Source organism: Mucilaginibacter paludis DSM 18603 (assembly GCF_000166195.2).
GTDB lineage: Bacteria > Bacteroidota > Bacteroidia > Sphingobacteriales > Sphingobacteriaceae > Mucilaginibacter > Mucilaginibacter paludis.
In genome coordinates, this window is the sequence record NZ_CM001403.1 from 2487699 (window position 1) to 2514697 (window position 26999).

Below are 26999 nucleotides of genomic sequence, written 5' to 3' on the forward strand. Positions count from 1 at the left end.
ATCCATAGTAATAAACGCTCTAACAACTAACGGTTTCAGATGATTTATGGGGCAGTTTGCAACAGCCGCTTAGTAAAACTACCAATAGTTAGCCCTTGTATCAAAATAGAGAATACCACGATGATGTAAGTGATCAGCACAAATTCGTCGCGGTGCATATCTGGCGTTAAAGATAAGGCGAGCGCCACCGATAAACCTCCCCGCAGGCCTCCCCAGGTTAAAATGGCTACCGTGTGCTTTTCAAATTTAATTTTATAACGCAGCAGCAGTATCGGGAAAAATACCGAGATCCACCTTGCCAGCAAAACCAAGGCTATCGATATCATACCTATAATTAAAACATCAATATTTATTTTGATGATCAGCATCTCTAAGCCAATCAATAAAAAAAGGATAGCATTCAATATCTCATCTATAAGCTCCCAAAACTTCCCCAAGTAATCGCGACTCAAATCAGACAGAGCTCCGTTTCTGGCTTTGTTCCCGGTTATAATCCCGGCAACAACCATGGCCAAAGGGCCGGATACATGTAAATGGTCGGCTATAAAGTACCCTCCCATAACAATGGCCAGCGTAATTAAAACTTCCACCTTATAATCGTCAATCGAACGCAAGGCATAGTAACCTATATAGCCCAGTGCAGCCCCAAAAAGTAATCCTCCCACAGCTTCTTGTAAAAAAAGTTTGCCTACATTCAATACAGAAATATCGGCTGCTCCCGACCGTGATGCTTCAAGTAAAGTAATAAATACCACTACAGCCACTCCATCATTAAACAAAGATTCACCGGATATTTTAACCTCGAGCGAGGATGGTATTTTTGCTTCTTTTAAAATAGCTAAAACAGCAATAGGATCGGTGGGCGAAATAAGCGCGCCGAAAAGCAGGCAATAGATAAAAGGGATAGGTAAACTGAATAAAACAAACAAGTACCAAACCATAGCCCCAACTAAAAAAGTAGAGATTAAGATACCTAAGGTTGATAACAGCATAACCGGTAAAGCTTCTTTCTTCAGTTTAGCCGCATCAATATGTATGGCGCCGGCAAATAATAAAAAACTCAGCATAAAATTCATCAGCACATCCCTGAAATCAATGGATGATGCCAGTTGAATAGCTTTATCCGAAAGAAAAGGATGGAATTTACCCAGCACGGCTAAAAAGATAGATGTACCAAGCGAAAGCACCATAATGCCGATGGTAGGCGGCCATTTGATAACACGGTGGTTGATATAGGCAAACACTGCGGCTAACACGATGGTGATGGTTAAAATTTCGCTGATGTTCATAGGATACTGCAAAAATCCAAATATCACCAATAAATGATAATTAATGAAGATATTATATCCAAAGCTTAATTAACTTTACCCGACATATTATCACCAACAATGGGATATCCAAGTTTACAAGCCTGCATTACCGATCTTGAAAAAAACGGTCAATTAATACGTATCAAAGAAGAAGTTGACCCATACCTGGAGATGGCTGCTATCCATTTAAGGGTTTATGACCATGGCGGACCGGCCATTTTGTTCGAGAACATTAAAGGCTGTAAATTCCCCGCTGTGTCCAACTTGTTTGGCACCCTTGACCGGTCCAAATTTTTATTCAGAGATACCCTGGATAAAATTAAAATACTGGTTGAAATGAAAGGCGACCCGATGAAAGCGATTAAGCACCCCTTTCAATTTCTAAATGTAGCTTCGTCTGCCCTATCGGCCTTGCCGATGAAAACCGGAAAAAATGTGCCCATAAACTTTGGCCGCACACAAATTAGCGAATTACCCCAGGTAGTCAACTGGCCTATGGACGGCGGGCCATTTATCACCATGCCACAGGTTTATACCGAAGATATTGATAAGCCCGGTATCATGAACTCAAACCTGGGTATGTATCGTATACAACTTGGCGGAAATGAGTATATACCAAACAAAGAGATCGGCCTTCATTACCAATTGCACCGTGGGATAGGGATACATCAAACTAAGGCGAACGCTAAAGGGCAGCCGCTTAAGGTGAGCATCTTTATAGGCGGCCCACCGGCACATCCGTTGGCAGCCGTGATGCCTTTACCAGAGGGCCTATCTGAACTGCCTTTTGCGGGAGCACTGGGCAACCGCCGTTTCAGGTATTTTTATGATGAGGAAGGTTTTTGCATTTCGGCGGATGCTGATTTTGTAATTACAGGTACCATTATGCCGCACGAAAATAAACCAGAAGGCCCTTTTGGCGACCACCTGGGGTATTATAGCCTGCAACATCCCTTCCCGTTGATGAGGGTGAGTAAGGTTTACCACCGCAAAAACCCTATTTGGTCGTTCACTGTGGTAGGCAGACCGCCCCAGGAAGATACGAGCTTTGGCGCGCTCATCCACGAGATCAGCGGGAAAGCTATCCCTAAAGAAATACCCGGCCTCCACGAAATTAACGCAGTTGATGCCGCAGGCGTGCATCCCTTATTATTTGCCATTGGCAGTGAACGTTACACCCCGTATTTAAATGGCGGCAAACCGCAGGAAATACTCACCATAGCCAATCATATCCTGGGGAGTAACCAGCTCAGTTTGGCCAAATACCTATTTATCTGTTCGCTGGCGGATGATCCCTCGCTTCATGTACATGATGTTCCGAAATTTTTAAAACATATCCTTGAGCGTGTAGACCTCACCCGCGACCTGCATTTTTATACCAAAACTACCATTGACACGCTTGATTACAGCGGTAGCGATTTAAACTCAGGCAGTAAGGTGGCAATAACCGTTGCCGGCGACCGGAAAAGGGAATTATGGACCGAAATACCGCCTTCACTAAGCCTGCCCCGGCCCTTCAATAATTTTAAATTGGTTTTGCCGGGTATATTGGTGGTAGAAGCACCGGCCTACATCGGCGAAACAGAAACCCTAAACCAGATAGACATTTTAAATAGCCATTTAAAGGATCTAAAACTCGATGGCTTACCCTTGATGATTTTATGCGACGATGCTGCCTTTACAGCTAAAACCGTTAATAATTTTGTATGGGTAACTTTTACCCGCAGTAATCCGTCGCATGATATTTACGGCATTAACAGCTTTACCCAACACAAACACTGGGGCTGTAACGGGCCGCTTATTATAGACGCCCGCATCAAACCTCACCATGCACCGCCTCTAATTGAAGACGCGGCTACGGAGCGAAAGGTTGATAGTTTAGGTGTGAAGGGTGGGCCGCTTTATGGGATAATTTAAAGCCCCCTCTAAACAGCGTAGCTATCATGCACACCCCCAAATAAAACAAAGTGCATAATCTCCCCCGGTAGGGGAGACTTTTTCTTTTTTAGCTCGGTAGAATATTGGCGAAATAGAATGCTTGTGCCGACAGGTAGGCTACTTCTTCACAATTGAAAAGACGAAGAGTTTGTCGCACGGCGCCGCTCTCCTCAAAAGGCAATAACACCTTTGCTTTCCAGAATTATAAATTTCCGGATTATTACAGCACAAAAAAAGCCCCGCTCAAATCATGAACGGGGCTTGTATCATTTAAAGCGATTAATTACTCGCCTTTTTCTTCTGGGTTTTCGATTACCTTATCCTCAACAACAGGAGTTTCTTCAACTATTTCTGCAGCCGGAGCTTCTTCAACAATTACAGCATCATCAGCCGGAGTAACCGCTGCACTGGCAGCCGATTTTCCTTTACCTGCCCCACCACGACGACGGGTAGCTTTCTTTTCAACCTTAGCTTCGCCCTTGGTGTATACTGTGTTATAATCAACTAACTCAATTATCGCCATTTCAGCGTTATCGCCTAAACGGTTTTCCAATTTAACGATACGAGTATAACCACCCGGACGGTTAGCAATTTTTTCTGCAATCTCGCGGAACAGGATGGTTACTGTTTCTTTGTCTTGCAGATAGCTAAACGCTGTACGGCGTGAGTGTGTAGTGTCGTTTTTTGATTTTGTTAAAATCGGCTCTACATATAAACGTAAAGCTTTTGCTTTAGCCAAGGTAGTTGTAATACGCTTGTGCAGGATAAGCGAAGAAGCCATGTTTGCCAACATCGCCTTACGGTGACTGTCGGTACGGCCTAAATGGTTAACTTTTTTTCCGTGTCTCATTGTTTTTTGATTTTTTCACGTGCATACCGTTGGGGACAAATTTCAACCCTCGGAATTATGCGCTCGCTTATTTTTATTAGATTTGAGTATTAAGATTTGAGACCTAAGACTCTTATCCGTTTTACCCGCTTGTTTAAACTAAAAATGTGAGACGTTTGATTGAGAAAATCTCAAATCTAACGTCTCACATCTTATATTTTACTCTTCGTCTAACTTAAATTTAGACAGGTTCATGCCAAAAGATAAACCTTTTGACTTAACCAGGTCCTGAATTTCGGTTAACGATTTTTTACCAAAATTTCTGAATTTTAACATATCAGCTACATCGTAAGAAACCAGATCAGCCAGGCTGCGGATATCAGCTGCTTTTAAGCAGTTTAACGCACGAACTGAAAGATCAAGATCAACTAACTCCGTTTTAAGGATTTTACGCATATGTAAAATTTCCTCGTCAACTTCCTTAGTTTCTTCCTTAGCCTGAGCCTCAAGCATCATGTTCTCGTCGCTGAACAGCATAAAGTGCTGTATCAAAATTTTAGCGGCTTCTTTTAATGCATCTTCAGGATGTACTGAACCATCTGTAGCAATATCCAGAACTAATTTTTCATAATCTGTTTTTTGCTCAACGCGATAGTTTTCGATAGTGTACTTCACGTTTTTGATCGGAGTATAGATCGAATCTATCGCGATCACGCCAACCATTGCATCAGGATTTTTGTTTTCTTCGCTTGGAACGTAACCACGGCCCTTACCTACAGTAATCTCGATCTCTAAAGTAACCGAAGAATCCATGTTACAAATAACCAGATCCGGATTCAGTACAGTAAAGTTGTTTGAAAACTTAGTGATATCACCGGCGCTGAATGTATCCTGACCATTGATGATCACGAATATTTTTTCAGAATCACCAGACTCACCTGATTTCTTCATACGAACTTGTTTCAAGTTCAATATGATTTCGGTAACGTCTTCAACCACACCTTTAATAGTTGAAAACTCATGGTTAACTCCTGAAAAACGAACAGAAGTAATCGCATAACCTTCCAATGATGAAAGTAAGATACGACGTAAAGCATTACCAATAGTTATCCCGAATCCTGGTTCCAATGGACGAAATTCAAACGTACCATCAAAATCATTTGATTTCTGCATGATAACCTTATCCGGTTTTTGAAATGCTAATATTGCCATTTATATCTTGTAATTTATGTTTGTTTGATAATAGATCTGAGAAAATAGCTTCAGGTTATCCAACCAAATTGCCTACCCCCGCGTGCCTATGCTCTAAATCTAATTTAACTTCTCTATATTAATAATGATATTATAAAATGAGATATGAGATTTTGAATTACCTCAAATCTCATATCTAAAATCTCATATCTTATTTTGAGTACAACTCGACGATTAAGTTTTCCTTGATGTTTTCAGGAATTTCGTCGCGGTTTGGATAGTTAAGGAATTTACCAGTTAAGTTAGATGGATCCCATTCTAACCAGCTGTGTTTGTTAATTCTTCTTCCAGCAACCGAAGTTGTAATTGATTCCATTGTTTTCGACTTTTCGCGTACAGCGATTACGTCGCCAGCTTTTAAAGCGTAAGAAGCAATATTCACTACTTCGCCATTCACTGTAATATGTTTGTGGCCCACTAATTGACGAGCGCCTGAACGTGTTGGAGCGATACCTAAACGGTAAACCGCGTTATCCAAACGAGCTTCCAAAAACTTTAATAAGTTTTCGCCAGTGATACCTTCTTTAGAAGAAGCACGGTGAAACAAGTTTTCGAATTGTTTTTCCAATACACCATAAGTGTATTTTACTTTTTGTTTTTCCATCAACTGAGTTGAATACTCAGATTGCTTTCCTCTTCTTTTTGAGGCGCCATGCATTCCTGGCGGATAATTTTTTCTTTCTAACGCTTTATCAGGACCGAAGATTGGCTCTCTGAAACGACGTGCAATTTTGGATTTTGGACCGGTATATCTTGCCATTGTTTTGTGCTTTTAAAGTATCATGCAGCCCGCAGCTGCAGAATCTTAGCTTTAAAAAATTGATTAATTAAACTCTTCTCCTTTTTGAAGGACGGCAACCATTGTGTGGAAGCGGAGTGATATCCTTGATAGTAGTAACTTCAATACCTGCAGTTTGCAAAGTACGGATAGCTGATTCGCGACCAGAACCCGGGCCTTTAACAAACACTTCTACTTTACGTAAGCCTAAATCATAAGCTGTTTTGCCGCAATCAGAAGCCGCTTGTCCGGCTGCATAAGGTGTATTTTTCTTAGAACCCTTGAAACCCATTTTACCGGCAGAAGACCAAGATATGGCCTGACCGTTTTTGTTGGTTAGGGTAATGATAATATTATTGAAGGTAGCGTTTATGTGTGCCTCGCCAATCGGCTCAACAATTACAATACGCTTTTTGGTTACTTTTTTAGTCTTAGCCATTTTTTGTTTAGATGTTAGATATGAGACTTGAGATAGAAGATTTTGTCTATCCCGGCACTCAGTATCCTGATTTTTATCTTTTTTGTTCCAGATTTGAGAAGATCAAAAAGATATGGGTCTCATATCTAAAATCTCCTATCTATCAATTACTTAGTAGCCTTTTTCTTGTTAGCAACTGTTTTACGTTTTCCTTTACGGGTACGTGAGTTGTTTTTAGTACGTTGTCCGCGTAATGGTAAACCTTTACGATGACGGGTACCACGGTAGCAACCAATATCCATCAAACGTTTGATGTTTAATTGAACTTCGGAACGCAAAGCACCTTCTACTTTAATACGTTCGTTGATGATACCACGGATGGATGTCAACTGCTCATCGGTCCAGTCTTGTACCTTGGTATTAAAATCGATGCCTGCTTCAGTCAGGATGTCCTGAGCTGTTGAGCGGCCGATACCAAATATGTAAGTAAGTCCGATCTCTCCGCGTTTGTTTTTTGGTAAATCAATACCTGCAATCCTTGCCATTTATTATTGTTTATGGTTTTCTGTACTGAATAATTAACCTTGACGCTGTTTGTACTTAGGGTTCTTCTTGTTAATTACATAAAGCTTGCCCTTACGACGAATGATCTTGCAATCAGCGCTGCGTTTTTTTATTGATGCTCTAACTTTCATCTCTTTTTATTTATATCTGTAGGTTATTCTTCCCTTTGTTAAATCGTATGGACTCATCTCAAGCTTTACCCTGTCGCCAGGTAATATTTTGATATAGTGCATTCGCATCTTACCTGAAATATGCGCAATTATTTCATGGCCGTTTTCTAATTCGACCCTGAACATTGCATTTGATAATGCTTCCTTTATTGTCCCGTCTTGTTCAATTGAGGCCTGTTTAGCCATATATTACTGATTTCTATACGATTATCCGCCTTAAAAGCGGGATGCAAAATTAAACATTTTTTTTATATTTTATTCTTTTTATTTAAAAACTTCTTCTATATAAGAAAAAGTTGAAAGAATATCGGCTTTTCCCTTGCTAATGGCCACCGTATGCTCGTAATGCGCTGATACTTTGCCATCAACCGTAGATACGGTCCATCCATCATCCCAAAACCTTACGCCCGCTCTTCCGGCATTAATCATAGGCTCAATGGCTATCACCATCCCTTCCTCAAGCTTAATACCAGATCCGCGCTTGCCGTAATTTGGAACCTCGGGTTTCTCGTGAAGCCTTGTACCTACACCATGGCCTACCAACTCTTTCACAACGCCAAAATGATGTTTCTCGGCATGTTCCTGAACGGCGTAACCTATATCACCAATACGTAAACCGGCAACGGCTTTCTCAATACCCAATTGGAGGCATTCTTTGGTTACCTGCATCAATAACTTGGTGCTTTCGCTTACTTCGCCTATGGCAAATGTATAAGCAGAATCGCCATAGTACTTATTCTTAACTACACCACAATCAACCGACACTAAATCGCCGTCAACCAGTACGTGTTCGCTCGGAAAGCCGTGTACCACCTGGTTATTCAACGAAATACAAAGCGAATACGGAAAACCGTTGTAGTTTAAAAATGCAGGCACACCGCCGTTATCTCGGATAAACGTTTCTGCAAGCTTATTCAGTTCTATCGTTTTCACACCAGCCTTGATAACCTTAGCAATCTCAGCAAGCGTTTTAGACACCAATAAAGAGCTTTCCCTAATCAGTTCTATCTCCTCAGCAGACCTATAATTGATCTTATTAGACATCGTTTATTAAATTTCCGGGGGAGTTGTACCTGCCACAGTAGGGATAGCCGTACGTCCTTTGATTCTTCCGGTTTTCATCAAACCATCGTAATGACGCATTAATAAATGACTTTCTATCTGTTGCAAGGTATCTAATACAACACCAACAAGGATGATGAGCGATGTTCCGCCGAAGAAACGTGCAAACTGACTGTTAACATTCAACACTGTTGCAATGGCTGGCATAATGGCAATGATGGCCAAAAATATCGAACCTGGCAGCGTAATCCTTGATATAACTCCATCAATAAAATCGGCTGTTGTTTTACCTGGCTTAACACCAGGTATAAAACCACCGTTCTTTTTCATATCATCAGCCATCTGGTTAGGGTTAACCGTGATAGCGGTGTAGAAGTATGTGAAGATGATAATCAATATCGCGAATAACAAATTATGCCCCCAAGAGGTGTAATCTGATAATGCGATGAGGATACCGCTTGATGCCGCGCTCGGAAAGAACTGCGATACCATGCCGGGCAAAAACATTAAAGCCTGAGCAAATATAATAGGCATAACACCAGCTGCATTTACCTTTAAAGGTATATACTGCCTAACCCCACCATATTGCTTATTACCAACTATACGCTTTGCATACTGAACAGCTATTTTACGAGTACCCTGTACAATTAAAATAGTAAACATTACCACAGCGATAAGCGCCACAATCTCTACCACAAAGATGAACAAACCACCAGTACCATTTACGCGTGTAGCAAACTCGCTGCCCACAGCAAACGGCAATTGTGCAATGATACCAACCATGATGATCAGGGAAATACCGTTACCTATACCTTTATCAGTGATTTTTTCACCCAGCCACATTACAAATAACGTACCGGCGGTTAATACAAATACTGATAAAATAGTAAAGAAAGGCTCTGCTATCAACTTAGCATCAGGCGATACCTGTGAACTTACATAACCGATAGCCTGCAAAGCAGTAATTGCTATAGTTAAATAACGGGTCCACTGGTTTAATTTGTTACGGCCGCTTTCACCTTCCTTTTGCAATTTGGTAAAATACGGAACCGCAATACCCAATAACTGCACCACAATGGAGGCAGAGATGTAAGGCATCACACCTAAAGCGAAGATTGATTCGCGTGAAAACGAGCCACCCGCAAACATGTTTAAAAGGCCCATCAGGCCTTCTTTACCTTTTTGCGTACTCAGGGAGGTAGGATCTACCCCCGGTAATACGACGAACGAACCAACACGATATATCAGAAGAAATAAGAATGTGTTTGTTATACGCACTCTTAAATCTTCAATTTTCCAGATATTGGATAAAGTTGTGAAAAATTTCTTCATTGAAATTTATAACTTAACGATGGAACCGCCTGCTGCTTCAATTGCTTTTTGTGCAGTAGCAGAAAATGCATGTGCTTTTACTTCTATTTTAGCTGTTAACTCGCCACGGCCCAATACCTTTACCAAGTCGTTTCTTGACACTAAACCATGTTCTTTCAGTGTATCAAAATCAACAGTAACAATATTGTATTGCTCAACCAAAGCTTGTAAAGCATCAAGGTTAACGCTTACATATTCCACACGGTTAGGGTTTTTAAAACCTACCTTAGGTACACGGCGTTGCAAAGGCATTTGTCCACCTTCAAAACCTACTTTACTTGAAGTACCAGAACGTGAACCGGCACCTTTGTGACCGCGTGTTGATGTACCACCACGGCCTGAACCGGTACCACGACCGATTCTTTTTCTATTTTTAGTAGAACCCTCTGCAGGTTTCAGATTATTTAAATTCATAACATTAAATGTTTTCTACTGCTACCAAATGATTTACTTTTCTCACCATACCGATGATAGCTGCATTAGCTTCAACTTCAACACTGTGGTTTATCTTGCGTAAACCTAATGCCTGGATGGTTTTTTTCTGGCGCTCACTTCTATCGATCACGCTCTTAATCTGTGTAATTTTGATTTTTGCCATGACTGATTATCCGTTAAATACTTTACCTAAACTAACACCACGGTGCTGAGCTACAGTGTAAGCATCGCGCATTTGCGATAATGCAGAAACTGTTGCCTTTACCACGTTGTGGGGGTTTGATGAACCTTTTGATTTTGCCAATACGTTGTGTACACCGGCAGATTCCAACACTGCACGCATCGCACCACCGGCAATAACACCGGTACCGTTTGCAGCAGGTTTAAGGAATACAAAACCTCCGGAAAACTTACCTATTTGCTCATGAGGTATAGTATTGTTGATAATCGGAACTTTTACAAGGTTCTTTTTTGCATCATCAATACCTTTGGCAATTGCCTCAGTTACCTCTTTCGCTTTACCTAAGCCATATCCAACAATACCGTTCTCATCACCTACCACCACGATGGCAGAAAAACTGAAAGTACGACCACCCTTGGTTACTTTGGCTACACGCTGGATGCTAACCAAACGATCTTTTAATTCAATCTCGCTTGATTTTACTCTTTTTATATTAATAGTTGACATCTCTTGTTGTAATTAAAATATTAAACCACCTTCACGTGCACCTTCAGCCAATGACTTAACGCGGCCATGGTACAAATACCCGTTCCTATCGAACACTACTTGCTTGATACCTGCTGCAATAGCTTTCTCAGCAACCATTTTGCCTACGGCTACTGATTGATCTGATTTACTGCCTGTTGTAGCAAACTCTTTTGATAAAGACGATGCCGACACCAATGTTTTTCCACTGATATCATCAATGATCTGGGCATAAATGCCTTTATTGCTTCTGTACACTGACAAGCGCGGACGCTCTGAAGAACCTGAAAGGCGTTTTCTGATCCCTCTCTTAATTCTGTCTCTTCTTGATAATTTACCTGTCATGACGCTTATTTTTTAGATGCTGATTTACCTGCTTTTCTTCTTAATATCTCACCAACAAACTTGATACCTTTACCTTTATAAGGCTCTGGAGTACGTAACGAGCGTATTTTTGCCGCTACCTGACCTATCAGTTGTTTATCGGTTGATTCCAGAATAATAATCGGATTCTTACCTTTTTCAGCAGTTGTTGTAACTTTAATTTCTTTAGGCAACTCAAAAACATAATGGTGAGAATAACCCAACACTAAATCTAAAGTATTACCTGTGTTAGTGGCACGGTAACCTACACCCACAAGCTCTTGTTGCAGCTTGTAACCTTCTGTTACGCCAATAACCATATTATTGATCAATGCGCGATATAAACCGTGCAATGCTTTGTGACGTTTTTGTTCTGACGGACGTTGAACTGTTAAGTGTCCATCTTCCTGGGCAATGGTGATATCTTTATCAACTGCCTGGAACAATTCTCCTTTAGGGCCTTTTACTGTTACTAAGTTATCATCAGATACGGTAACTGTAACGCCGGACGGGATTGCTATAGGTGCTTTTCCTACTCTTGACATTTTTTGTTTCTCCTTAAATGATTAATAAACGTAACACATAACTTCGCCACCAATATTTTGCTGACGGGCCTCTTTATCGGTCATAATTCCTTTAGAGGTTGAAAGGATGGCGATGCCTAATCCGTTTAACACTCTTGGCATATTTGCCGAACCTGCATATTTCCTCAAACCTGGTTTACTGATACGTGAAATATTACGTATTGCAGAGATTTTAGTGATCGGGTGGTATTTCAAAGCTACCTTAATAGTACCTTGAGGACCATTGTCTTCAAACTTAAAATTTGCGATGTAACCTTTGTCGAAAAGCACCTTGGTGATTTCCTTTTTCAGGTTTGATGCAGGAATTTCAACAACCCTGTGGTTGGCTTTAATAGCATTCCTTACTCGTGTAAGATAATCTGCGATTGGATCTGTATTCATTACTCTTGTTTATGACAGTGGTTTCCTTTCCCGAACACCGGGACGACCTTCCATCGGTTAATTTTTATTTTGAGCATTAAAGCAAGAAGCCTGGAGCGTTATTTGCTTCCGGCTACTTGCTTTCGCTCTATGCTTTTATTACCAGCTTGCTTTCTTTACTCCGGGAATTTTACCAGCTAAAGCCATTTCGCGGAATGTAACACGCGAAATACCAAACTGACGCATATAACCACGAGGACGACCGGTTAACTTGCAACGATTGTGCAATTTTACCGGCGAAGAAGCCTTTGGCAACTTGTCTAATCCTATAAAATCACCTGCGGCTTTCAAAGCTGCTCTTTTTTCAGCGTATTTAGCTACAATTCTGGCACGTTTAACTTCACGCGCTTTTACACCTTCTTTAGCCATTGTTGGTTGGAGTTTGATTTTTAAATGGTAAACCAAATTGTTTAAGCAACTCTAATGCTTCAACATCATTGGTAGCGGAAGTTACAAAGGTAATATCCATACCCATGATTTTGTTGATCTTGTCGATATTAATCTCAGGGAAGATAATTTGCTCTGTGATACCTAATGTATAGTTACCTTTTCCGTCAAAACCTTTGTCGTTGATACCTTTGAAATCGCGGATACGTGGCAATGCCACAGCAATTAAACGATCCAAAAATTCGTACATGGTATTATCACGTAACGTAACACGTACACCAACCGGCATATTTTTACGTAACTTAAAGTTCGAAATATCCTTTTTAGATTTTGATGCGACAGCTTGCTGGCCGGTAATGGTAGTCATCTCGTTGATGGCAACATCAATCAGCTTTTTATCAGTAGTGGCAGCACCAACACCTTGGTTGATAGCAATTTTCTCCAGCTTAGGAACCTGCATTACGCTTTTGTACTGAAATTTATCTTTCAGCGCAGTACGAATTTCGTCCTTGTATTTTGATTTTAATCTTGGTACGTAAGTCATTACTTAATTTCCTCCCCCGATTTTTTTGCTACCCTTACTAATTTCCCTTCGCTGTTTTTCTTTCTGCCAACACGTGTTGTCACGCCTGATTTAGGATCAACCAACATTACGTTTGAAATATGTAAAGCTGCTTCTTGTTTAATAATACCACCATTAGGGCTGGTAGCATTAGGTTTAGTATGCTTTGAAACCATATTGGCGCCTTCAACAATTACACGGTTTGCTGATACCAATACTTCTAATATTTTTCCTTGCGAACCTTTTGAATCTCCGGCAATAACCTTAACCAGGTCACCCTTTTTGATTTTTAGTTTCGGCTGTGTATTTTTCTTTCTTTCCATTTTACAATACCTCCGGTGCTAATGATACAATTTTCATGAATTGTTTTTCACGCAACTCTCTTGCTACCGGGCCAAAAATACGGGTTCCTCTCGGTTCGTCCTGGTTGTTTAACAAAACGGCTGCGTTGTCGTCGAAACGGATATATGAACCATCTTTCCTGCGGATCTCTTTCTTGGTTCTAACCACTACGGCTTTTGACACTGTACCTTTTTTAATGTTGCCTGAAGGTATAGCGCTTTTTACGGTAACAACAATTTTATCGCCTATAGAGGCGTATCTCTTACCTGTTCCGCCTAATACACGGATCACTAAAACTTCTTTAGCTCCGCTGTTATCGGCAACATTTAATCTTGATTCCTGTTGTACCATCTTATTTAGCCCTTTCTAAAATTTGTACTAATCTCCAGTTTTTGCTCTTGCTCAACGGACGGGTTTCCATAATCAATACGGTATCGCCAATACCACAGGTATTAGTTTCGTCGTGAGCCATAAATTTGGTAGTTTTCTTAACGAACTTACCATAGATCGGGTGTTTCACCTTCCGCTCTACAGCTACAACAATAGATTTTTCCATCTTATTGCTAACTACCAAACCGGTACGTGTTTTTCTTAAATTTCTTTCCATTTCAATTCTAAAAATTAATTCTTTTCAGAAGCAGACGCCGCTTTGCGCTTAGTTAATTCAGTATTTAAACGAGCAATATCTTTTCTTACCTTAGTAATACGGGTTGGGTTCTCAATTGCCGAAACTGCGTGAGCGAATTTCAATTTAGTTAAGTTCCCTCTTTCTTCCCCGATCCTTGCAGCAAGTTCTTCGGTTGATAGCTCTAAAATTTCTGAGTTCTTCATTTTCTTGTTAATTATATGTTATGATCATCAAGCTGCGTTAGTCCACTGATAAGAGGCAACTCCCGATCGATAACTGTTTTCTATTCTTCTACGTAATCCCTACGTAACACAAATTTTGTTTGTACCGGTAATTTAGCTGCGGCAAGGCGTAAGGCTTCTTTGGCAGTTTCCAAAGATACACCTTCGGCCTCAAAAATGATGCGGCCTGGTCTAACCACGGCTACCCAATATTCTGGAGCACCCTTACCTTTACCCATACGTACCTCTGCTGGTTTTTTAGTAACCGGTTTGTCAGGGAATATACGTATCCATACCTGGCCTTCACGTTTCATGAAACGTGTTACAGCGATACGGGCAGCCTCGATCTGACGACTGGTAATCCAGGCGGCTTCGAGTGATTTGATACCGAATGAACCGAATGATAGCTCTGCACCACGACTGGCTAAACCATTCATTCTGCCTTTTTGCATCTTTCTGAACTTCGTTCTTTTTGGCTGTAGCATTGTTTTAAATTCTTATATAAACGATGTCTCTCGACTTTGAATAATTATTATCTCTTTCCGGCTGGACGATTTGCGCCACCACCTTGACCACCTGGGCGACTGCCACCCTGACCACCTGGACGATTACCGCCTTGGCCGCCCGGACGGTTACCGCCGCCTTGACCACCTGGACGATTACCACCCTGACCTGGAGCACCACCGGTTCCACCGCGTCTGTCATTTCCACGACGTTCGCCGCCTCCGCCTCTTCTGTCACCACCACGGTCGCCATAAGCTGCTGCGCCTTCAGGACGTCCGCCCTTGCCGCTGCTGCTGCTTGTGCCACCGATGTTTGGAGAAAGATCGCGTTTACCGTAAACTTCGCCTTTGCAAATCCAAACCTTTACACCTATTTTACCATAGGTTGTTAAAGCCTCAGCTAATGCATAGTCAATATCAGCACGGAAAGTGTGCAATGGTATTCTACCTTCTTTATATTGTTCGCTACGAGCCATTTCCGCGCCGCCTAAACGACCTGATGTCATGATCTTGATACCTTCGGCACCCATTCTCATGGTTGATGCGATGGTAGTTTTCATGGCACGACGGAATGATATACGTGCTTCCAGTTGTTTTGCTATACCTTCTGCTACTAACTGAGCATCAAGTTCAGGGCGTTTAATTTCGAAGATGTTGATCTGAACGTCCTTTTTAGTCAGTTTTTTCAACTCTTCTTTAATCTTGTCAACTTCCTGGCCACCTTTACCAATCACAATACCCGGACGGGCAGTGTGGATAGTTACAGTGATGCGTTTCAATGTACGCTCAATAACCACTTTTGATACACCGCCTTTGGCGATACGTACCGAAATATATTTGCGGATCTTTTCGTCTTCAACTAATTTGTCGGAGTAGTTGTTGCCACCGAACCAATTAGAATCCCAACCTCTGATGATTCCTAATCTGTTACCTATTGGATGTGCTTTTTGTCCCATTTCAAATTAATTGTTATCGTTTTTACTATCCACAACTAAGGTTACGTGGTTAGAACGTTTCCTGATACGGTATCCTCTACCTTGTGGAGCCGGGCGTAATCTTTTTAATTGACGACCACCGCCTACAGAAACTTCTTTAACGAATAACCCACTGTCTTCCACACGTTTACCTTCGTTTTTAGCTTCCCAGTTTTTAATGGCTGATAATAATAATTTCTCAACCCTGATAGCAGCTTCTTTGTTGGTATACTTTAATATGTACAAAGCTTTTTCTACTTTTTCGCCGCGGATCAAATCAACCACCAAACGCATTTTGCGGGGTGAAGTTGGGCAGTCTTGTAATTTAGCGATAGAAGCGCCGCCTACAACAGCTTTCGCAGCTTCTTTCTGTTGTCTGATCAATACAGACTTTTTGATTTTAGTTGTTGCTTCCATGCCTTATTTTTTCTTTTCTGCGTGACCACGGAATGTACGGGTTGGAGCAAATTCTCCCAACTTGTGTCCAACCATGTTTTCTGTAACATACACAGGGATAAACTTGTTACCGTTGTGTACTGCGAACGTGTGACCAACGAAATCAGGAGATATCATGGAACGACGTGACCAGGTTTTAACTACCGATTTCTTGCTTGTATCATTCAAGGTCAGAACTTTTCTTTCCAGGTTATGATCAATATAAGGTCCTTTTCTAATTGAACGTGCCATTATTTCTTCCTTCTTTCAATGATATAACGATCAGATGATTTCTTTTTATCGCGGGTTTTAAAGCCTTTAGCCAATAAACCTTTGCGTGAGCGTGGGTGACCACCGGAGGCCCTTCCCTCACCACCACCCATAGGGTGATCTACCGGGTTCATGGCAACACCACGAACTCTTGGGCGACGGCCCAACCAGCGTTTACGGCCAGCTTTACCTAACACTTCGTTAGCCTTATCGCCGTTTGAAACGGTACCGATAGTTGCCATACAAGTAAGCAATATCATACGTGTTTCGCCTGAAGGCAATTTGATGATAGCATATTTGCCATCACGTGCTGAAAGCTGGGCATAAGTACCTGCCGAACGGGCAATTGTACCGCCTTGACCAGGGTTCAGCTCAATGTTGTGGATGATTGAACCCAGAGGGATGTTTTTTAGCGGCAGGGTATTACCAACTTCTGGAGCTGATTTTTCGCCTGATAAAACAACTTGTCCAACTGTTAATCCTTCCGGAGCGATCATGTATCTTTTCTCGCCATCAACATAATGCAATAAAGCAATACGTGCTGAACGGTTTGGATCGTACTCGATAGTTGCAACCTTTGCAGGGATATCAAACTTATCGCGTTTAAAATCGATCAACCTATATGATTGTTTGTGACCACCACCAAGGTAGCGCATGGTCATCTTGCCATCGTGGTTACGGCCGCCTGATCTTTTGTGAGATACTACTAACGTTTTTTCAGGAACGTTGGTTGTAATATCTGAATTATCGGCACCTACCCTGAAACGGGTACCCGGTGTTACCGGTTTAAATCTTTTAACTGCCATCTTTATATTGTGCTATAAAAATCTATCGTTTCACCATCTTTTAAAGTGATGATCGCTTTTTTATACTTAGCAGCACGGCCTGATATGGCACCTGCCTTAGTATTACGACTTTTCAACTTTCCAACATAGCGCATGGTGTTTACTGCAACTACGTTAATACCGTACATGGTCTCAATTGCTCCTTTGATCTGGATCTTGTTAGCTCTGGGATCAACTATAAAAGCGTAACGGTTAAGCTTCTCGGTTAATTGAGATACCTTTTCAGTAAGTAAGGGTTTCTTTAATACTTCCATTTTTGCTTAAGCTAATGCTTCCTCCAAAGTTTTAACAGAATCAGTGGTAAGTAACAACTTGCCAGCGTTCAGCACATCATAAGTGCTTAACTGATCGGCAGTGATAACTTTCGATTTTTTAAGATTTCTGCTTGATAAATAAATATTGTTATTTGCTGAAGGCAATACCAACAAAGTTTTTTCGTCGGATAAATTCAAATCAGCAACAAACTGTATGTAGGTTTTGGTTTTAACAGCATCAAAAGTAAAATCTTCCAATACTACTATGCTGTTATCCAATGCTTTATAACTTAAGGCCGATTTACGGGCAAGTTGTTTTAACTTCTTGTTCAGCTTAAAGCTATAGTCGCGTGGTTGCGGGCCAAATACACGGCCACCACCATTAAACAAAGGAGATTTAATACTACCTGCACGGGCACCACCTGTACCTTTTTGCTTGTATAACTTGCGGGTTGAACCTGCAATCTCGTTACGTTGTTTTGATTTATGAGTTCCCTGGCGCTGGTTAGCTAAGTATTGCTTAACATCCAAATAAATTGCGTGATCGTTGGGCTCAATACCAAATACCGACTCAGGTAGATGCACACTTGCACCTGTTTCTTTACCTGATACATTTAATACTTTAACTTCCATCTTATTTATCCACAATTACAAATGAACCCTTAGCTCCTGGTATGGAACCCTTAACAACTATTAGATTTTGTTCTGGATAAACTTTAACAACCTGTAAGTTTTGAACTTTAACGCGGCTGTTACCCATATGCCCTGCCATGCGCATTCCCTTGAATACACGTGAAGGCCATGATGAAGCACCCAATGAACCCGGAGCTCTTAAACGATTGTGCTGACCGTGTGTTTGCATACCCACACCGCCAAAACCGTGACGCTTAACAACACCCTGAAAACCTTTTCCTTTAGAGGTACCTACAACATCCACAAAATCGCCTGCCGAGAAAAGATCTACAGTGATTACATCACCAAGAGATTTTTCGTCTTCAAATGTTTTGAATTCAACAAGCTTGCGTTTTGGAGTAGTACCGGCTTTTTGGAAATGGCCTTTTAGAGGGCCACTGGTGTTTTTTTCCTTCTTTTCGCCATACGCCAACTGTACTGCGGCGTACCCGTCTGTATCTACAGACTTAACATGTGTAACTACACATGGTCCAGCTTCGATTACTGTACATGGGATGTTTTTCCCTGCCTCATCGAATATGCTGGTCATACCTACCTTTTTACCAATTATTCCTGACATTTTCTTTTTAGTTTTTTGCCCATCGAAGCAGTAGGGCTTCGTTCAAGGCATATATTCCCCCCGAAAGGGACGGCAAAGATAAGAATGTTATATTAATAATCAAATACTTAGTGAGTTATTTTTGTAAATAATTAGGCAATTGAAAACGCCCCTGATTGGCCGGGTTATTTTGGTTGCCGGGCAACAAAATCTAAACAGGACGGCACAATTTGCCCTCCCTATTTACTCGCTGCCTTATGCTATAATTTTTATTTTTCGCTATATACTGGCGAGGGCGTTTATACTTATACAATACCGTTTTTTTACGGTACTCCGCTGCCTGAAAGATGATGAAACTTGCATATACCTATCGTATCACGTTAAAAACCAAAATGATAGGCCAATAAAATTAAAGATATAGGGATACGGTAGAGTGCAGGCTTATCCCAAAACAAAAAACAGACCAAGTGTAAAGGATGAATACTGAAAAAATCCACAACAAAAACAGCGTATGCACCCGGGAAGCCGAAAACGGTAAACAGAGTAGGCTAAAACATCAAGTTAATGAGCATGGAAAAAGTTGCTAAAATTGAGAGCGTTATTGCTACGCTGTCAAAAACTAATCCTCCTACCCTTTTAATTGAGGCCAAAGGGTATACCAATACCGGTGGTTTTACCAACATCACCTTAAGCCCGTTTGTATATAAAAAGGCGCCAGCCAATGGAATCTGGGAATTTGATATGGTTGCTGATGCACCTGTAGGCGAGGCTAATCAATTAGTTACTCCGGTAACCGCACACTACGAATGGAAAGAATATTCAATAGCTGTTAGAGGCATCAAAGTTTATTCGGCATCAAACAGTATTACCATTATACCTGGTAAACCCGAAACCAAAACACAGCCGGTGCAATTGGGCATACAGGTTATTAAAGCGGAGGCTTGGGTAAAACACACCAAGTTTGGCAGCACGCTTGTGGTTAGCATCAAGTATAATTCCAATAATCATGGTTTTCATACTTTGCACCCCATGGTTCCTCAAGGGATCAATCCCAGAATTCTCTTGCTGGAAATTACCGACTCGAACGAAATGATCTATATTTTTAATCCCCGTAACAATAGTTATTCTCAAGGACTGGATACCCCTGGCCAATATTCGTCAATAGAAATATTTCACGAAGGGGAATTAATCACAACTATTGACCATTTTCTGCCGGAGCCACCAACGCTTAAGGCCGATAGTGAAAATGTGCCGTTCCCTTTGCTGCTTGATGGGGAACGGGTGCCATTCCCTACCCAACAATAGCTTGTTTAATTTAATCTCCCGGTGGTAGCCGGGAGATTAAATTAAGAAGGCAATCTAATCTTTATGAATCGGAGAAGGTGTCGCCTTCTCCGATTCGCTCAATCCGTCGGGAAATTTTCCTGTTTCTACTTCAATCCGCAAAGCTCGTTCTTTTAACGAAGGGTACAAGGCGTAACCAACTATCAACCCGCTCAGTACCCCCCCGATGTGGGCAGCGTTATCAATACCTCCGGTTAGTCCATACAATAAATTATAGCCAACAAAAATTGATGTATTGATCAGGAATGTTTTTTTAAAATCATGGGGGAAAGATTTGTTGTAAGCAAAGCTAAAAATATGCCATACATACCAAAGATAGCCCCGGATGCCCCAATACTCACCGTAGCCGGATGCCACCAAATACTGGCGATACTCGCCAGAATGCCAGTACCAATATATGCCAATGTATAGCGTTTAACCCCCATTAATGGTTCTAAAAATATACCTACAAACAATAAACCATACATGTTCATTAAAACGTGCATTAAGCCACCATGCAAAAAGATATTTGTTAAAAGCCGCCAGTATTGCCCTTGAATAACATTTGTACGCAAGTTACCACCCCATTTTAACAAGTCAGGTGCATCAAAGGATATAAAGCCAAGGCCGCAACATACCATAATGGCGAAAATGATGATATTGAGATCGATAATAATGGGAGTTGCATAATAACCTTCATGTGGAATAAATATTTGAAGATCTTTAAATGTAAATGATTCATCATTAGCTTTATCAGGCAAATGCAAATCACTTTTTAGTGGAGTAAATAATAAAAAGATCAAAAATATGGCGGAGCCAATACCGAGTGAGCCAAATATCCAAACAAATTTATTACCATTTCTAAGTTCGAATGGCTCATTAATTGGTGATAAAATTATTATTGGGTTTATACCCGTTGTATCTTTAGTTAAAATTGCTTGTTTATAATCTTTAAAATCAAAATTTTCACGCATCCTGTCCAGATAAATGAAATCAGCCAAATTCTTAGATTCAAAATCGGCCTCGCTCCCTTTCGCAAACTCTTTATAATTTTCCTCTTTTTCAGCCGGTGAAAGCCTATTCGAAATGGTTTTGGCGTACTTCACCGCAAACCATGCAACAGGCCTTCGATTCAAGTTTGTATCACGCTTACTCTTTGCGAACATTGATTTAGCATTATACATGCCTTTAACTAATACTTTTTTAGTGGTAATAACTACCGCACCACCTCGTGCTATAGTACCCCAAACAGCCATCGCCGGTTCGCCCTTCAAAATACTAATTGACGCAATGGAATCTTTGTTTAGTTTGGATAATGCATCTTGTGCTATTATTTTACCATCCACAACGTATATTGGATAGCTTTTGTTAGTTGTTGCTGATGTTCCAATTTGCCTTGTTTCAACAGTGGCATTACTATCAAAAATTGGACACGGAGCATATATCGCCATATCAAAATCCTGATTTGATTTACCGGTAACTTTAAAAGTAGGCCTGATACGTACGAGCCTTTTATCTACATAAAAATGCGTTAACTTATAATATTTGGTTTTAGGCACTTTATTGATCTGGCTGATATGATCAAGGGTTGTTAGCGTACCCGTTGCCGTAGTGATATATGCCTGGGTAACGCAGATCGGTACAGTGGCAGCAACCCATGCCAGCATCATATACCCGCCAAAAGGATCGCCACTATTACGTTTTTTGAAATTGAGTAATTTTACTCGGGGCCGTAACCATATTAAAATTGCTATTCCAACTATTAATGCTGGTGCAACAAAATTGGTAATAAATTCGTCTACACTAAATGCTTCAAGCTTGACGAATAATAGCCAATTTAAAAGTGTGTATACAAAAGTTGTACAAACCGTAATTATCAAAAACGGTACAAGTATTAATTTAACCTTAACAGCAAACTGTTTCATCACTCCATCAACCTCCTAATCAATTCAGCGCTTTGTATCCTCCCCTGCTCTAATCTGTCGCCAAAAAACTCCTTTACCTGGTTAAAGTGTTCCTTATATCCTTTCATATCACCATAAACAATAATGGACGACCATTCGCGCACGGCGGAGTGGAATTCCAGGTCGTCGCCCCGGATGGTTTTATCATATAATGCCGCTTGTATAGATTCTTCCAGCAGTTCTTCATTCTTAAACAAGTACTCGGCTATGCCCAAACGCAAACGGAAAGGCGGTGTTTGGCAAATCAGGTTATCATAAGGGTTAACGCCTAAGTGGTACCAGGCATCAACCATACTTAGTAAACTCAGGTGCGAGTTATGTTTGCGTAAACCCGGCTCGCCCGCCAACGAGAACTCGCGCATCACGGCATCGTTCAACAAAATGGGTTTGCGACTTTCGTGAAAAACAAAATCGCGGGCTCTGTACAAACGCTCACGAAATTCCTTTTCCTCCTCCTTGATCATCAGCTTAAATAATTCCGACTCGGATACCGCGTAACGCTTAACCTGCTGTTTGGCATAAGGATTCAATATGGCTAAGCCTGCATAGACGTGCGCTTTGTAACTAAAAATACGCAGCGTAGTTAAAATTTTAACATTATCGATACCACCAATGTACGAAGCGTTTTCCCAGGGAAAAAAGCCGGCCTCTTTCCAGGCAGTGCCCATACTTTCAAAACCCACATGGGTTACGGCCTGGGTATCGGCAACAATTTTATCGTGCTCATGATAATCAGCTATCTCAACAATGTCCGATCCGATGCTTACAAAAATATCCATCATCCGCTGGTAAACCTCCGGGTTACTGCGGTGCGGTATAATGGCCAGCTTTTGTTGCTCTGGTGCAAAGCCGGGCCCATGCAAGGCATGTATTGTTACAATAAAAACATTGGCGGGCAGATATTTTTCAAAGGCCGCAATTTCGGGATGCTTTACTGATGTTTGCCCAGCCACAATACAACCCGGCTTGGCCGATGCCCCGTATTGCGCCACAACAGCGCCGATAGTTTCGGCTTCTACCGAGTAGATCAGCACATCTGCCTTTGCCGATACCTGGTGTCCATCGCTCAGAACAGCAATGCCCAAAGGACTCAGCTCTGCCTCGAGCATCGCCCTATTTTGCGGTAAATCACAACCGTAAACGTTATAACCAGCTTTTGCAAACACCTTAGCATATAAACGGCCCATGTCGCCCAAGCCGATAATTCCGATATTCATGTTGCTAATATAGGTATGAAGGCGTGATATTTGCTGTTGTATTTCGTATTTGGTTTTTTTAACACTATTTTTATTATTGAATGTTAATTTAATATTGCGCCGCAATACAAATTTGTTCAATTGTTATTATATTCTATTATATACTATAAATTATGAATAAGCCATTAAGCTTAATTTTAGGCCTGCTCGCCTTTACGGGCACATATGTAGCCAACGGACAGGATACTGCCAAAAAATTTCAAAAACCAGCAACCGCTGCCCCGGTTAAAGCTGCAACTACTAAACCAGCCACCAACCCCTATAAACAACCAGCTACCTACCCGCAAGCACCGGTAGCAACAACCCCTGTACCACCTGCCGTTGTTGATAACAGTTTAACCGGCCAGTACAATGCTATACTTAAAGCTACTTACAGATATCAGCAAGGCCCCATCGTCAGCTTTCACAAAAATTACATGGACACCCTTAATGTGGAGAAACGCAAATTAAAGGATGCCCAAAGTAAATTGGCCGAACAGGCTAAAAAAATCGCCGCGCTGCAAACAGATGTAACAAGTAAAGATCAAACCCTGTCCGAATCACAGTCGCAGGTTAATTCGGTTAGCTTTATAGGTATCTCGCTGTCTAAAGCCATGTACAACATCATCATGTGGGGGTTAGTATTGGTATTGGGCACAGGGCTTGTAGCGGTAATTTACTTATCAGCCAGCAGCCGCCGCGAAGCAGCTTATCGCATTAAACTTTTCGACGAGTTATCGGCCGAGTTCCAAACCTATAAAACCAAGGCTAACGAAAAGGAAAAGAAACTTGCCAGGGAACTGCAAACAGAAAGAAATAAGCTGGATGAGCTAAGTGGGAAATAAAAATAAACAAACAGTTAAAGGCAGCAGGCATCCCGTTTACATCCCAGGCCTGATATAAAATATAGTTAAATAAAAAATGCCGCTCTCTTTTGGAAAGCGGCATTTTTATTTTCATACTCCCCTGCAGGGAGCGGGCGCACTAAACTTTAATTTCAACTTCAACACCACTTGGCAATTCAAGTTTCATTAAAGCATCAACAGTTTTTGAATTTGAACTGTAGATGTCTAACAAACGCTTGTAAGAGCATAGTTGGAATTGCTCACGCGCTTTTTTGTTCACGTGGGGTGAACGCAAAACAGTGAAAATTTTCTTTTCAGTTGGCAAAGGGATTGGTCCGCTTACCACAGCACCCGTAGGTTTTACTGTCTTTACGATCTTCTCGGCAGACTTGTCTACCAAGTTGTAATCGTAAGATTTCAATTTGATTCTGATTCTTTGGCTCATTTGTTTTTGTTTTTTGATGATCTCACCCATTGCTTAGTGATTTCACCGATTTGGTTGTCGTTGTAAGAGCTATTTATTACAACAACGGTTTAATTAATTATCGTTATTAGAGATTACACTGATTTTAAAATGATTTCACCGACAGTGTAATCAGTGAAATCATCTTCAAATCGGTGTAATCCTATCAGTATTATGCGTTGGCTTGTGCTTTTTTGCCTTTGGCTTTTGCCACAACTTCTTCCATTACGTTACGTGGAGCTTCAGCATAGTGATCAAATTCCATGGTTGAAGTGGCACGGCCCGAAGTGATGGTACGTAATTGAGTTACATAACCAAACATTTCGCTCAATGGCACTGTAGCCTTGATAACCTGTGCACCTGCACGCGAATCCATACCTAAAAGCTGACCACGACGACGGTTCATATCACCGATAACATCACCCATGTTTTCTTCAGGGGTCAGGATCTCGATCTTCATGATAGGCTCCAGCAATACCGGTTTACATTTTGGCAATGCTTCGCGGTAAGCGCCACGGGCACAGATCTCGAAAGATAATGCATCCGAATCGACAGCGTGGAAAGATCCGTCAATTAAACGTACCTTCATATCCACTAACGGATAACCTGCCAATACACCATTGTCCATCGCAGCTTTAAAGCCTTTTTCAACAGATGGAATAAACTCACGAGGGATTGAACCACCGCTAATTTCGTTCACAAACTGTAAACCTGTCTGACCTTCGTCATTAGGCGAAATGATAACCTGGATATCAGCAAATTTACCACGACCACCGGTTTGTTTCTTGTATGTTTCGCGGTGTTGTGTTTGTGCTGTGATAGCCTCTTTGTATGATACCTGCGGAGCACCTTGATTCACCTCAACCTTAAACTCGCGTTTTAAACGGTCCATGATGATATCTAAGTGAAGTTCACCCATACCCGAGATAACGGTTTGGCCGCTTTCTTCGTCGGTATTAACGCGGAAGGTTGGATCCTCTTCGGATAATTTAGCCAAAGCCATACCCAATTTATCAACGTCGGCCTGAGTTTTAGGCTCGATAGCTAAACCGATAACCGGCTCAGGGAAATTCATCGACTCCAAAACGATAGGGTTTTTCTCATCGCACAGGGTATCACCTGTTTTAATATCCTTAAAGCCTACTACCGCAGCAATATCACCTGCACCTACGTTAGGGATAGGGTTTTGCTTGTTAGCATGCATTTGGAAGATACGGCTGATACGCTCTTTGTTTTCAGAACGCATGTTATATACGTATGAACCAGCTTCTAAATTACCTGAGTATACGCGGATAAAGCACAAACGACCCACGAAAGGATCGGTTGCAATTTTAAACGCCAATGCTGCAAAAGGCTCTTTTTCTGATGGCTGACGGATTACCTCTTCACCAGTTTCAGGGTTGGTACCTACAATACCTTCCACATCCATCGGCGATGGCAATAATTCCATCACATAATCCAACATGGTTTGTACACCTTTATTTTTGAAAGATGAACCGCAAACCATCGGAACGATTTTAGCATCCAATACAGCTGCGCGCAAAGCATCTAAAATTTCGCGCTCAGTGATTGATTCAGGAGCCTCAAAGAATTTCTCCATCAGAGTTTCATCGTAATCAGCAACTGATTCCAATAATTTTTCTCTCCATTCGGTAGCTTCTTCAATCATATCCTCCGGAATTGGCACTTCGGTAAAGGTCATCCCTTTATCATGCTCGTTCCAAACAATACCTCTCCAGTTAATTAAATCAACAACACCTTTAAAGCTTTCTTCGCTACCGATAGGCAATTGCAAAGGCACGGCGTTGCTGCCCAACATATCCTTAACCTGTTTAACAACCTTTAAGAAATCGGCACCAGAGCGGTCCATCTTGTTAACAAAGCCTATACGGGCAACGTTATAGTTGTTAGCTAAGCGCCAGTTGGTTTCTGATTGTGGCTCCACACCATCAACGGCCGAAAACAAGAACACCAAGCCATCCAGTACACGTAACGAACGATTTACCTCAACGGTAAAATCCACGTGGCCGGGAGTGTCAATAATGTTAATGTGATATTGTTGGCCTCTGTATTTCCAGTTTACTGTAGTTGCAGCCGAAGTAATGGTGATACCACGCTCCTGCTCTTGCGCCATCCAGTCCATCGTTGCGGCACCTTCGTGCACCTCACCAATTTTGTGGCTAACACCCGCGTAGTATAATATACGCTCAGTAGTAGTAGTTTTACCTGCATCAATGTGAGCAGCAATACCGATGTTTCTGGTGTACCTTAAGTCTCTTGACATGTTTATATTTTTGAATTATTGAATGATTGAATGA

The 26999-nt window shown here is 41.4% G+C and carries 36 protein-coding genes and 1 pseudogene; 3 read left to right on the forward strand and 34 right to left on the reverse strand.

All coding sequences use genetic code 11. The annotated features are described in order from the left end of the window. Nucleotides 1-44 precede the first annotated feature (44 nt). Nucleotides 45-1289 carry a cation:proton antiporter gene (locus MUCPA_RS10305; protein ID WP_040625829.1) on the reverse strand — a complete coding sequence of 415 codons (1245 nt, stop codon included), beginning with the start codon at nucleotides 1287-1289 and terminating at the stop codon, nucleotides 45-47. Between the two features lie 99 nt (nucleotides 1290-1388). Between MUCPA_RS10305 and MUCPA_RS10310 the strand changes: the two genes are divergently transcribed. Next, complete coding sequence (locus tag MUCPA_RS10310) at nucleotides 1389-3227, forward strand: UbiD family decarboxylase (RefSeq protein ID WP_008506249.1); 1839 nt, start codon at nucleotides 1389-1391, stop codon at nucleotides 3225-3227. A 304-nt stretch (nucleotides 3228-3531) separates the two neighbouring features. Here the strand turns inward: MUCPA_RS10310 and rplQ are convergent, their stop codons facing one another. The 29 genes from rplQ to rplC form a co-directional block, all read right to left on the reverse strand. Further along, nucleotides 3532-4098, reverse strand: a complete 567-nt coding sequence (gene rplQ / locus MUCPA_RS10315; RefSeq protein ID WP_008506250.1) for a 50S ribosomal protein L17 — start codon at nucleotides 4096-4098, stop codon at nucleotides 3532-3534. A 198-nt stretch (nucleotides 4099-4296) separates the two neighbouring features. After that, complete coding sequence (locus tag MUCPA_RS10320; protein WP_008506251.1) at nucleotides 4297-5289, reverse strand: DNA-directed RNA polymerase subunit alpha; 993 nt, start codon at nucleotides 5287-5289, stop codon at nucleotides 4297-4299. A gap of 190 nt (nucleotides 5290-5479) precedes the next feature. Further along, on the reverse strand, nucleotides 5480-6088 hold the full coding sequence (gene rpsD, locus MUCPA_RS10325) for a 30S ribosomal protein S4 (RefSeq protein WP_008506252.1): 609 nt from the start codon (nucleotides 6086-6088) through the stop codon (nucleotides 5480-5482). 67 nt (nucleotides 6089-6155) lie between these two features. Further along, nucleotides 6156-6545: a 30S ribosomal protein S11 gene (rpsK, locus tag MUCPA_RS10330; protein WP_008506253.1), complete on the reverse strand. Its 390-nt coding sequence runs from the start codon at nucleotides 6543-6545 to the stop codon at nucleotides 6156-6158. A gap of 146 nt (nucleotides 6546-6691) precedes the next feature. Further along, nucleotides 6692-7069, reverse strand: a complete 378-nt coding sequence (gene rpsM, locus MUCPA_RS10335; RefSeq protein ID WP_008506254.1) for a 30S ribosomal protein S13 — start codon at nucleotides 7067-7069, stop codon at nucleotides 6692-6694. 33 nt (nucleotides 7070-7102) lie between these two features. Beyond that, on the reverse strand, nucleotides 7103-7219 hold the full coding sequence (gene rpmJ / locus MUCPA_RS36925; protein WP_008506259.1) for a 50S ribosomal protein L36: 117 nt from the start codon (nucleotides 7217-7219) through the stop codon (nucleotides 7103-7105). A 6-nt stretch (nucleotides 7220-7225) separates the two neighbouring features. After that, on the reverse strand, nucleotides 7226-7444 hold the full coding sequence (gene infA, locus MUCPA_RS10340; RefSeq protein WP_008506260.1) for a translation initiation factor IF-1: 219 nt from the start codon (nucleotides 7442-7444) through the stop codon (nucleotides 7226-7228). A 78-nt stretch (nucleotides 7445-7522) separates the two neighbouring features. Next, nucleotides 7523-8302 carry a type I methionyl aminopeptidase gene (gene map, locus MUCPA_RS10345; protein WP_008506261.1) on the reverse strand — a complete coding sequence of 260 codons (780 nt, stop codon included), beginning with the start codon at nucleotides 8300-8302 and terminating at the stop codon, nucleotides 7523-7525. 6 nt (nucleotides 8303-8308) lie between these two features. Then, nucleotides 8309-9652: a preprotein translocase subunit SecY gene (gene secY, locus MUCPA_RS10350; protein WP_008506262.1), complete on the reverse strand. Its 1344-nt coding sequence runs from the start codon at nucleotides 9650-9652 to the stop codon at nucleotides 8309-8311. 6 nt (nucleotides 9653-9658) lie between these two features. Then, nucleotides 9659-10105, reverse strand: coding sequence for a 50S ribosomal protein L15 (gene rplO / locus MUCPA_RS10355; protein WP_008506263.1), 447 nt, complete (start codon nucleotides 10103-10105; stop codon nucleotides 9659-9661). A gap of 4 nt (nucleotides 10106-10109) precedes the next feature. After that, nucleotides 10110-10289 (reverse strand): 50S ribosomal protein L30, encoded by a 180-nt coding sequence (gene rpmD / locus MUCPA_RS10360; protein ID WP_008506264.1) that lies wholly within the window; start codon nucleotides 10287-10289, stop codon nucleotides 10110-10112. 6 nt (nucleotides 10290-10295) lie between these two features. Continuing rightward, nucleotides 10296-10814 carry a 30S ribosomal protein S5 gene (rpsE, locus tag MUCPA_RS10365; RefSeq protein ID WP_008506265.1) on the reverse strand — a complete coding sequence of 173 codons (519 nt, stop codon included), beginning with the start codon at nucleotides 10812-10814 and terminating at the stop codon, nucleotides 10296-10298. A 12-nt stretch (nucleotides 10815-10826) separates the two neighbouring features. Continuing rightward, nucleotides 10827-11177, reverse strand: a complete 351-nt coding sequence (rplR, locus tag MUCPA_RS10370) for a 50S ribosomal protein L18 (protein WP_008506266.1) — start codon at nucleotides 11175-11177, stop codon at nucleotides 10827-10829. A gap of 5 nt (nucleotides 11178-11182) precedes the next feature. Continuing rightward, a complete protein-coding gene (rplF, locus tag MUCPA_RS10375) occupies nucleotides 11183-11740 on the reverse strand; it encodes a 50S ribosomal protein L6 (RefSeq protein ID WP_008506268.1) in 558 nt (185 codons plus the stop codon). Between the two features lie 21 nt (nucleotides 11741-11761). Then, entirely contained in the window at nucleotides 11762-12160 is a 399-nt protein-coding gene (gene rpsH / locus MUCPA_RS10380; RefSeq protein ID WP_008506269.1) for a 30S ribosomal protein S8, read from the reverse strand. Nucleotides 12161-12298: 138 nt separating this feature from the next. Further along, nucleotides 12299-12568, reverse strand: coding sequence for a 30S ribosomal protein S14 (rpsN, locus tag MUCPA_RS10385; RefSeq protein WP_008506270.1), 270 nt, complete (start codon nucleotides 12566-12568; stop codon nucleotides 12299-12301). Then, entirely contained in the window at nucleotides 12561-13130 is a 570-nt protein-coding gene (rplE, locus tag MUCPA_RS10390; protein WP_008506271.1) for a 50S ribosomal protein L5, read from the reverse strand. Before rplE ends, rpsN begins: the two co-directional genes overlap by 8 nt. Next, on the reverse strand, nucleotides 13130-13471 hold the full coding sequence (gene rplX, locus MUCPA_RS10395) for a 50S ribosomal protein L24 (protein ID WP_008506272.1): 342 nt from the start codon (nucleotides 13469-13471) through the stop codon (nucleotides 13130-13132). The genes rplE and rplX overlap by 1 nt, the downstream gene beginning before the upstream one ends. 1 nt (nucleotide 13472) lies before the next feature. Further along, nucleotides 13473-13841 (reverse strand): 50S ribosomal protein L14, encoded by a 369-nt coding sequence (gene rplN / locus MUCPA_RS10400; RefSeq protein WP_008506274.1) that lies wholly within the window; start codon nucleotides 13839-13841, stop codon nucleotides 13473-13475. A gap of 1 nt (nucleotide 13842) precedes the next feature. Beyond that, nucleotides 13843-14097 carry a 30S ribosomal protein S17 gene (gene rpsQ, locus MUCPA_RS10405; protein ID WP_008506277.1) on the reverse strand — a complete coding sequence of 85 codons (255 nt, stop codon included), beginning with the start codon at nucleotides 14095-14097 and terminating at the stop codon, nucleotides 13843-13845. Nucleotides 14098-14111: 14 nt separating this feature from the next. Continuing rightward, nucleotides 14112-14321: a 50S ribosomal protein L29 gene (rpmC, locus tag MUCPA_RS10410; protein WP_008506278.1), complete on the reverse strand. Its 210-nt coding sequence runs from the start codon at nucleotides 14319-14321 to the stop codon at nucleotides 14112-14114. Nucleotides 14322-14401: 80 nt separating this feature from the next. After that, nucleotides 14402-14824, reverse strand: coding sequence for a 50S ribosomal protein L16 (rplP, locus tag MUCPA_RS10415; protein ID WP_008506281.1), 423 nt, complete (start codon nucleotides 14822-14824; stop codon nucleotides 14402-14404). 47 nt (nucleotides 14825-14871) lie between these two features. Continuing rightward, nucleotides 14872-15798 carry a 30S ribosomal protein S3 gene (gene rpsC, locus MUCPA_RS10420; protein ID WP_008506283.1) on the reverse strand — a complete coding sequence of 309 codons (927 nt, stop codon included), beginning with the start codon at nucleotides 15796-15798 and terminating at the stop codon, nucleotides 14872-14874. 6 nt (nucleotides 15799-15804) lie between these two features. Continuing rightward, complete coding sequence (rplV, locus tag MUCPA_RS10425) at nucleotides 15805-16233, reverse strand: 50S ribosomal protein L22 (protein WP_008506285.1); 429 nt, start codon at nucleotides 16231-16233, stop codon at nucleotides 15805-15807. A gap of 3 nt (nucleotides 16234-16236) precedes the next feature. After that, nucleotides 16237-16503, reverse strand: a complete 267-nt coding sequence (gene rpsS / locus MUCPA_RS10430; RefSeq protein WP_008506287.1) for a 30S ribosomal protein S19 — start codon at nucleotides 16501-16503, stop codon at nucleotides 16237-16239. Continuing rightward, entirely contained in the window at nucleotides 16503-17327 is an 825-nt protein-coding gene (rplB, locus tag MUCPA_RS10435; protein WP_008506288.1) for a 50S ribosomal protein L2, read from the reverse strand. The genes rpsS and rplB overlap by 1 nt, the downstream gene beginning before the upstream one ends. A gap of 2 nt (nucleotides 17328-17329) precedes the next feature. Further along, nucleotides 17330-17620 (reverse strand): 50S ribosomal protein L23, encoded by a 291-nt coding sequence (rplW, locus tag MUCPA_RS10440; protein WP_008506289.1) that lies wholly within the window; start codon nucleotides 17618-17620, stop codon nucleotides 17330-17332. 6 nt (nucleotides 17621-17626) lie between these two features. Next, nucleotides 17627-18253: a 50S ribosomal protein L4 gene (gene rplD / locus MUCPA_RS10445; protein ID WP_008506290.1), complete on the reverse strand. Its 627-nt coding sequence runs from the start codon at nucleotides 18251-18253 to the stop codon at nucleotides 17627-17629. Between the two features lies 1 nt (nucleotide 18254). After that, nucleotides 18255-18872, reverse strand: coding sequence for a 50S ribosomal protein L3 (rplC, locus tag MUCPA_RS10450; protein ID WP_008506291.1), 618 nt, complete (start codon nucleotides 18870-18872; stop codon nucleotides 18255-18257). A gap of 543 nt (nucleotides 18873-19415) precedes the next feature. Between rplC and MUCPA_RS35945 the strand changes: the two genes are divergently transcribed. Continuing rightward, entirely contained in the window at nucleotides 19416-20156 is a 741-nt protein-coding gene (locus MUCPA_RS35945) for a hypothetical protein (RefSeq protein WP_008506292.1), read from the forward strand. A 54-nt stretch (nucleotides 20157-20210) separates the two neighbouring features. On the opposite strand, the pseudogene MUCPA_RS35955 reads toward MUCPA_RS35945, so the two are convergent. Both MUCPA_RS35955 and MUCPA_RS10470 read right to left on the reverse strand, forming a co-directional pair. After that, a pseudogene (locus tag MUCPA_RS35955) lies at nucleotides 20211-22099 on the reverse strand (rhomboid family intramembrane serine protease). Then, nucleotides 22099-23475, reverse strand: a complete 1377-nt coding sequence (locus MUCPA_RS10470; RefSeq protein WP_316928923.1) for a prephenate dehydrogenase — start codon at nucleotides 23473-23475, stop codon at nucleotides 22099-22101. Before MUCPA_RS10470 ends, MUCPA_RS35955 begins: the two are co-directional and overlap by 1 nt. Before the next feature lie 32 nt (nucleotides 23476-23507). Between MUCPA_RS10470 and MUCPA_RS35960 the strand changes: the two genes are divergently transcribed. After that, nucleotides 23508-24218 (forward strand): hypothetical protein, encoded by a 711-nt coding sequence (locus MUCPA_RS35960; protein ID WP_008506295.1) that lies wholly within the window; start codon nucleotides 23508-23510, stop codon nucleotides 24216-24218. A 139-nt stretch (nucleotides 24219-24357) separates the two neighbouring features. Here the strand turns inward: MUCPA_RS35960 and rpsJ are convergent, their stop codons facing one another. Next, nucleotides 24358-24663: a 30S ribosomal protein S10 gene (rpsJ, locus tag MUCPA_RS10480; RefSeq protein WP_040627320.1), complete on the reverse strand. Its 306-nt coding sequence runs from the start codon at nucleotides 24661-24663 to the stop codon at nucleotides 24358-24360. Nucleotides 24664-24853: 190 nt separating this feature from the next. Further along, the gene (gene fusA, locus MUCPA_RS10485; protein WP_008506300.1) at nucleotides 24854-26965 is read right to left on the reverse strand and encodes an elongation factor G; all 2112 of its coding nucleotides are present in this window, start codon (nucleotides 26963-26965) and stop codon (nucleotides 24854-24856) included. Nucleotides 26966-26999: the final 34 nt, after the last annotated feature.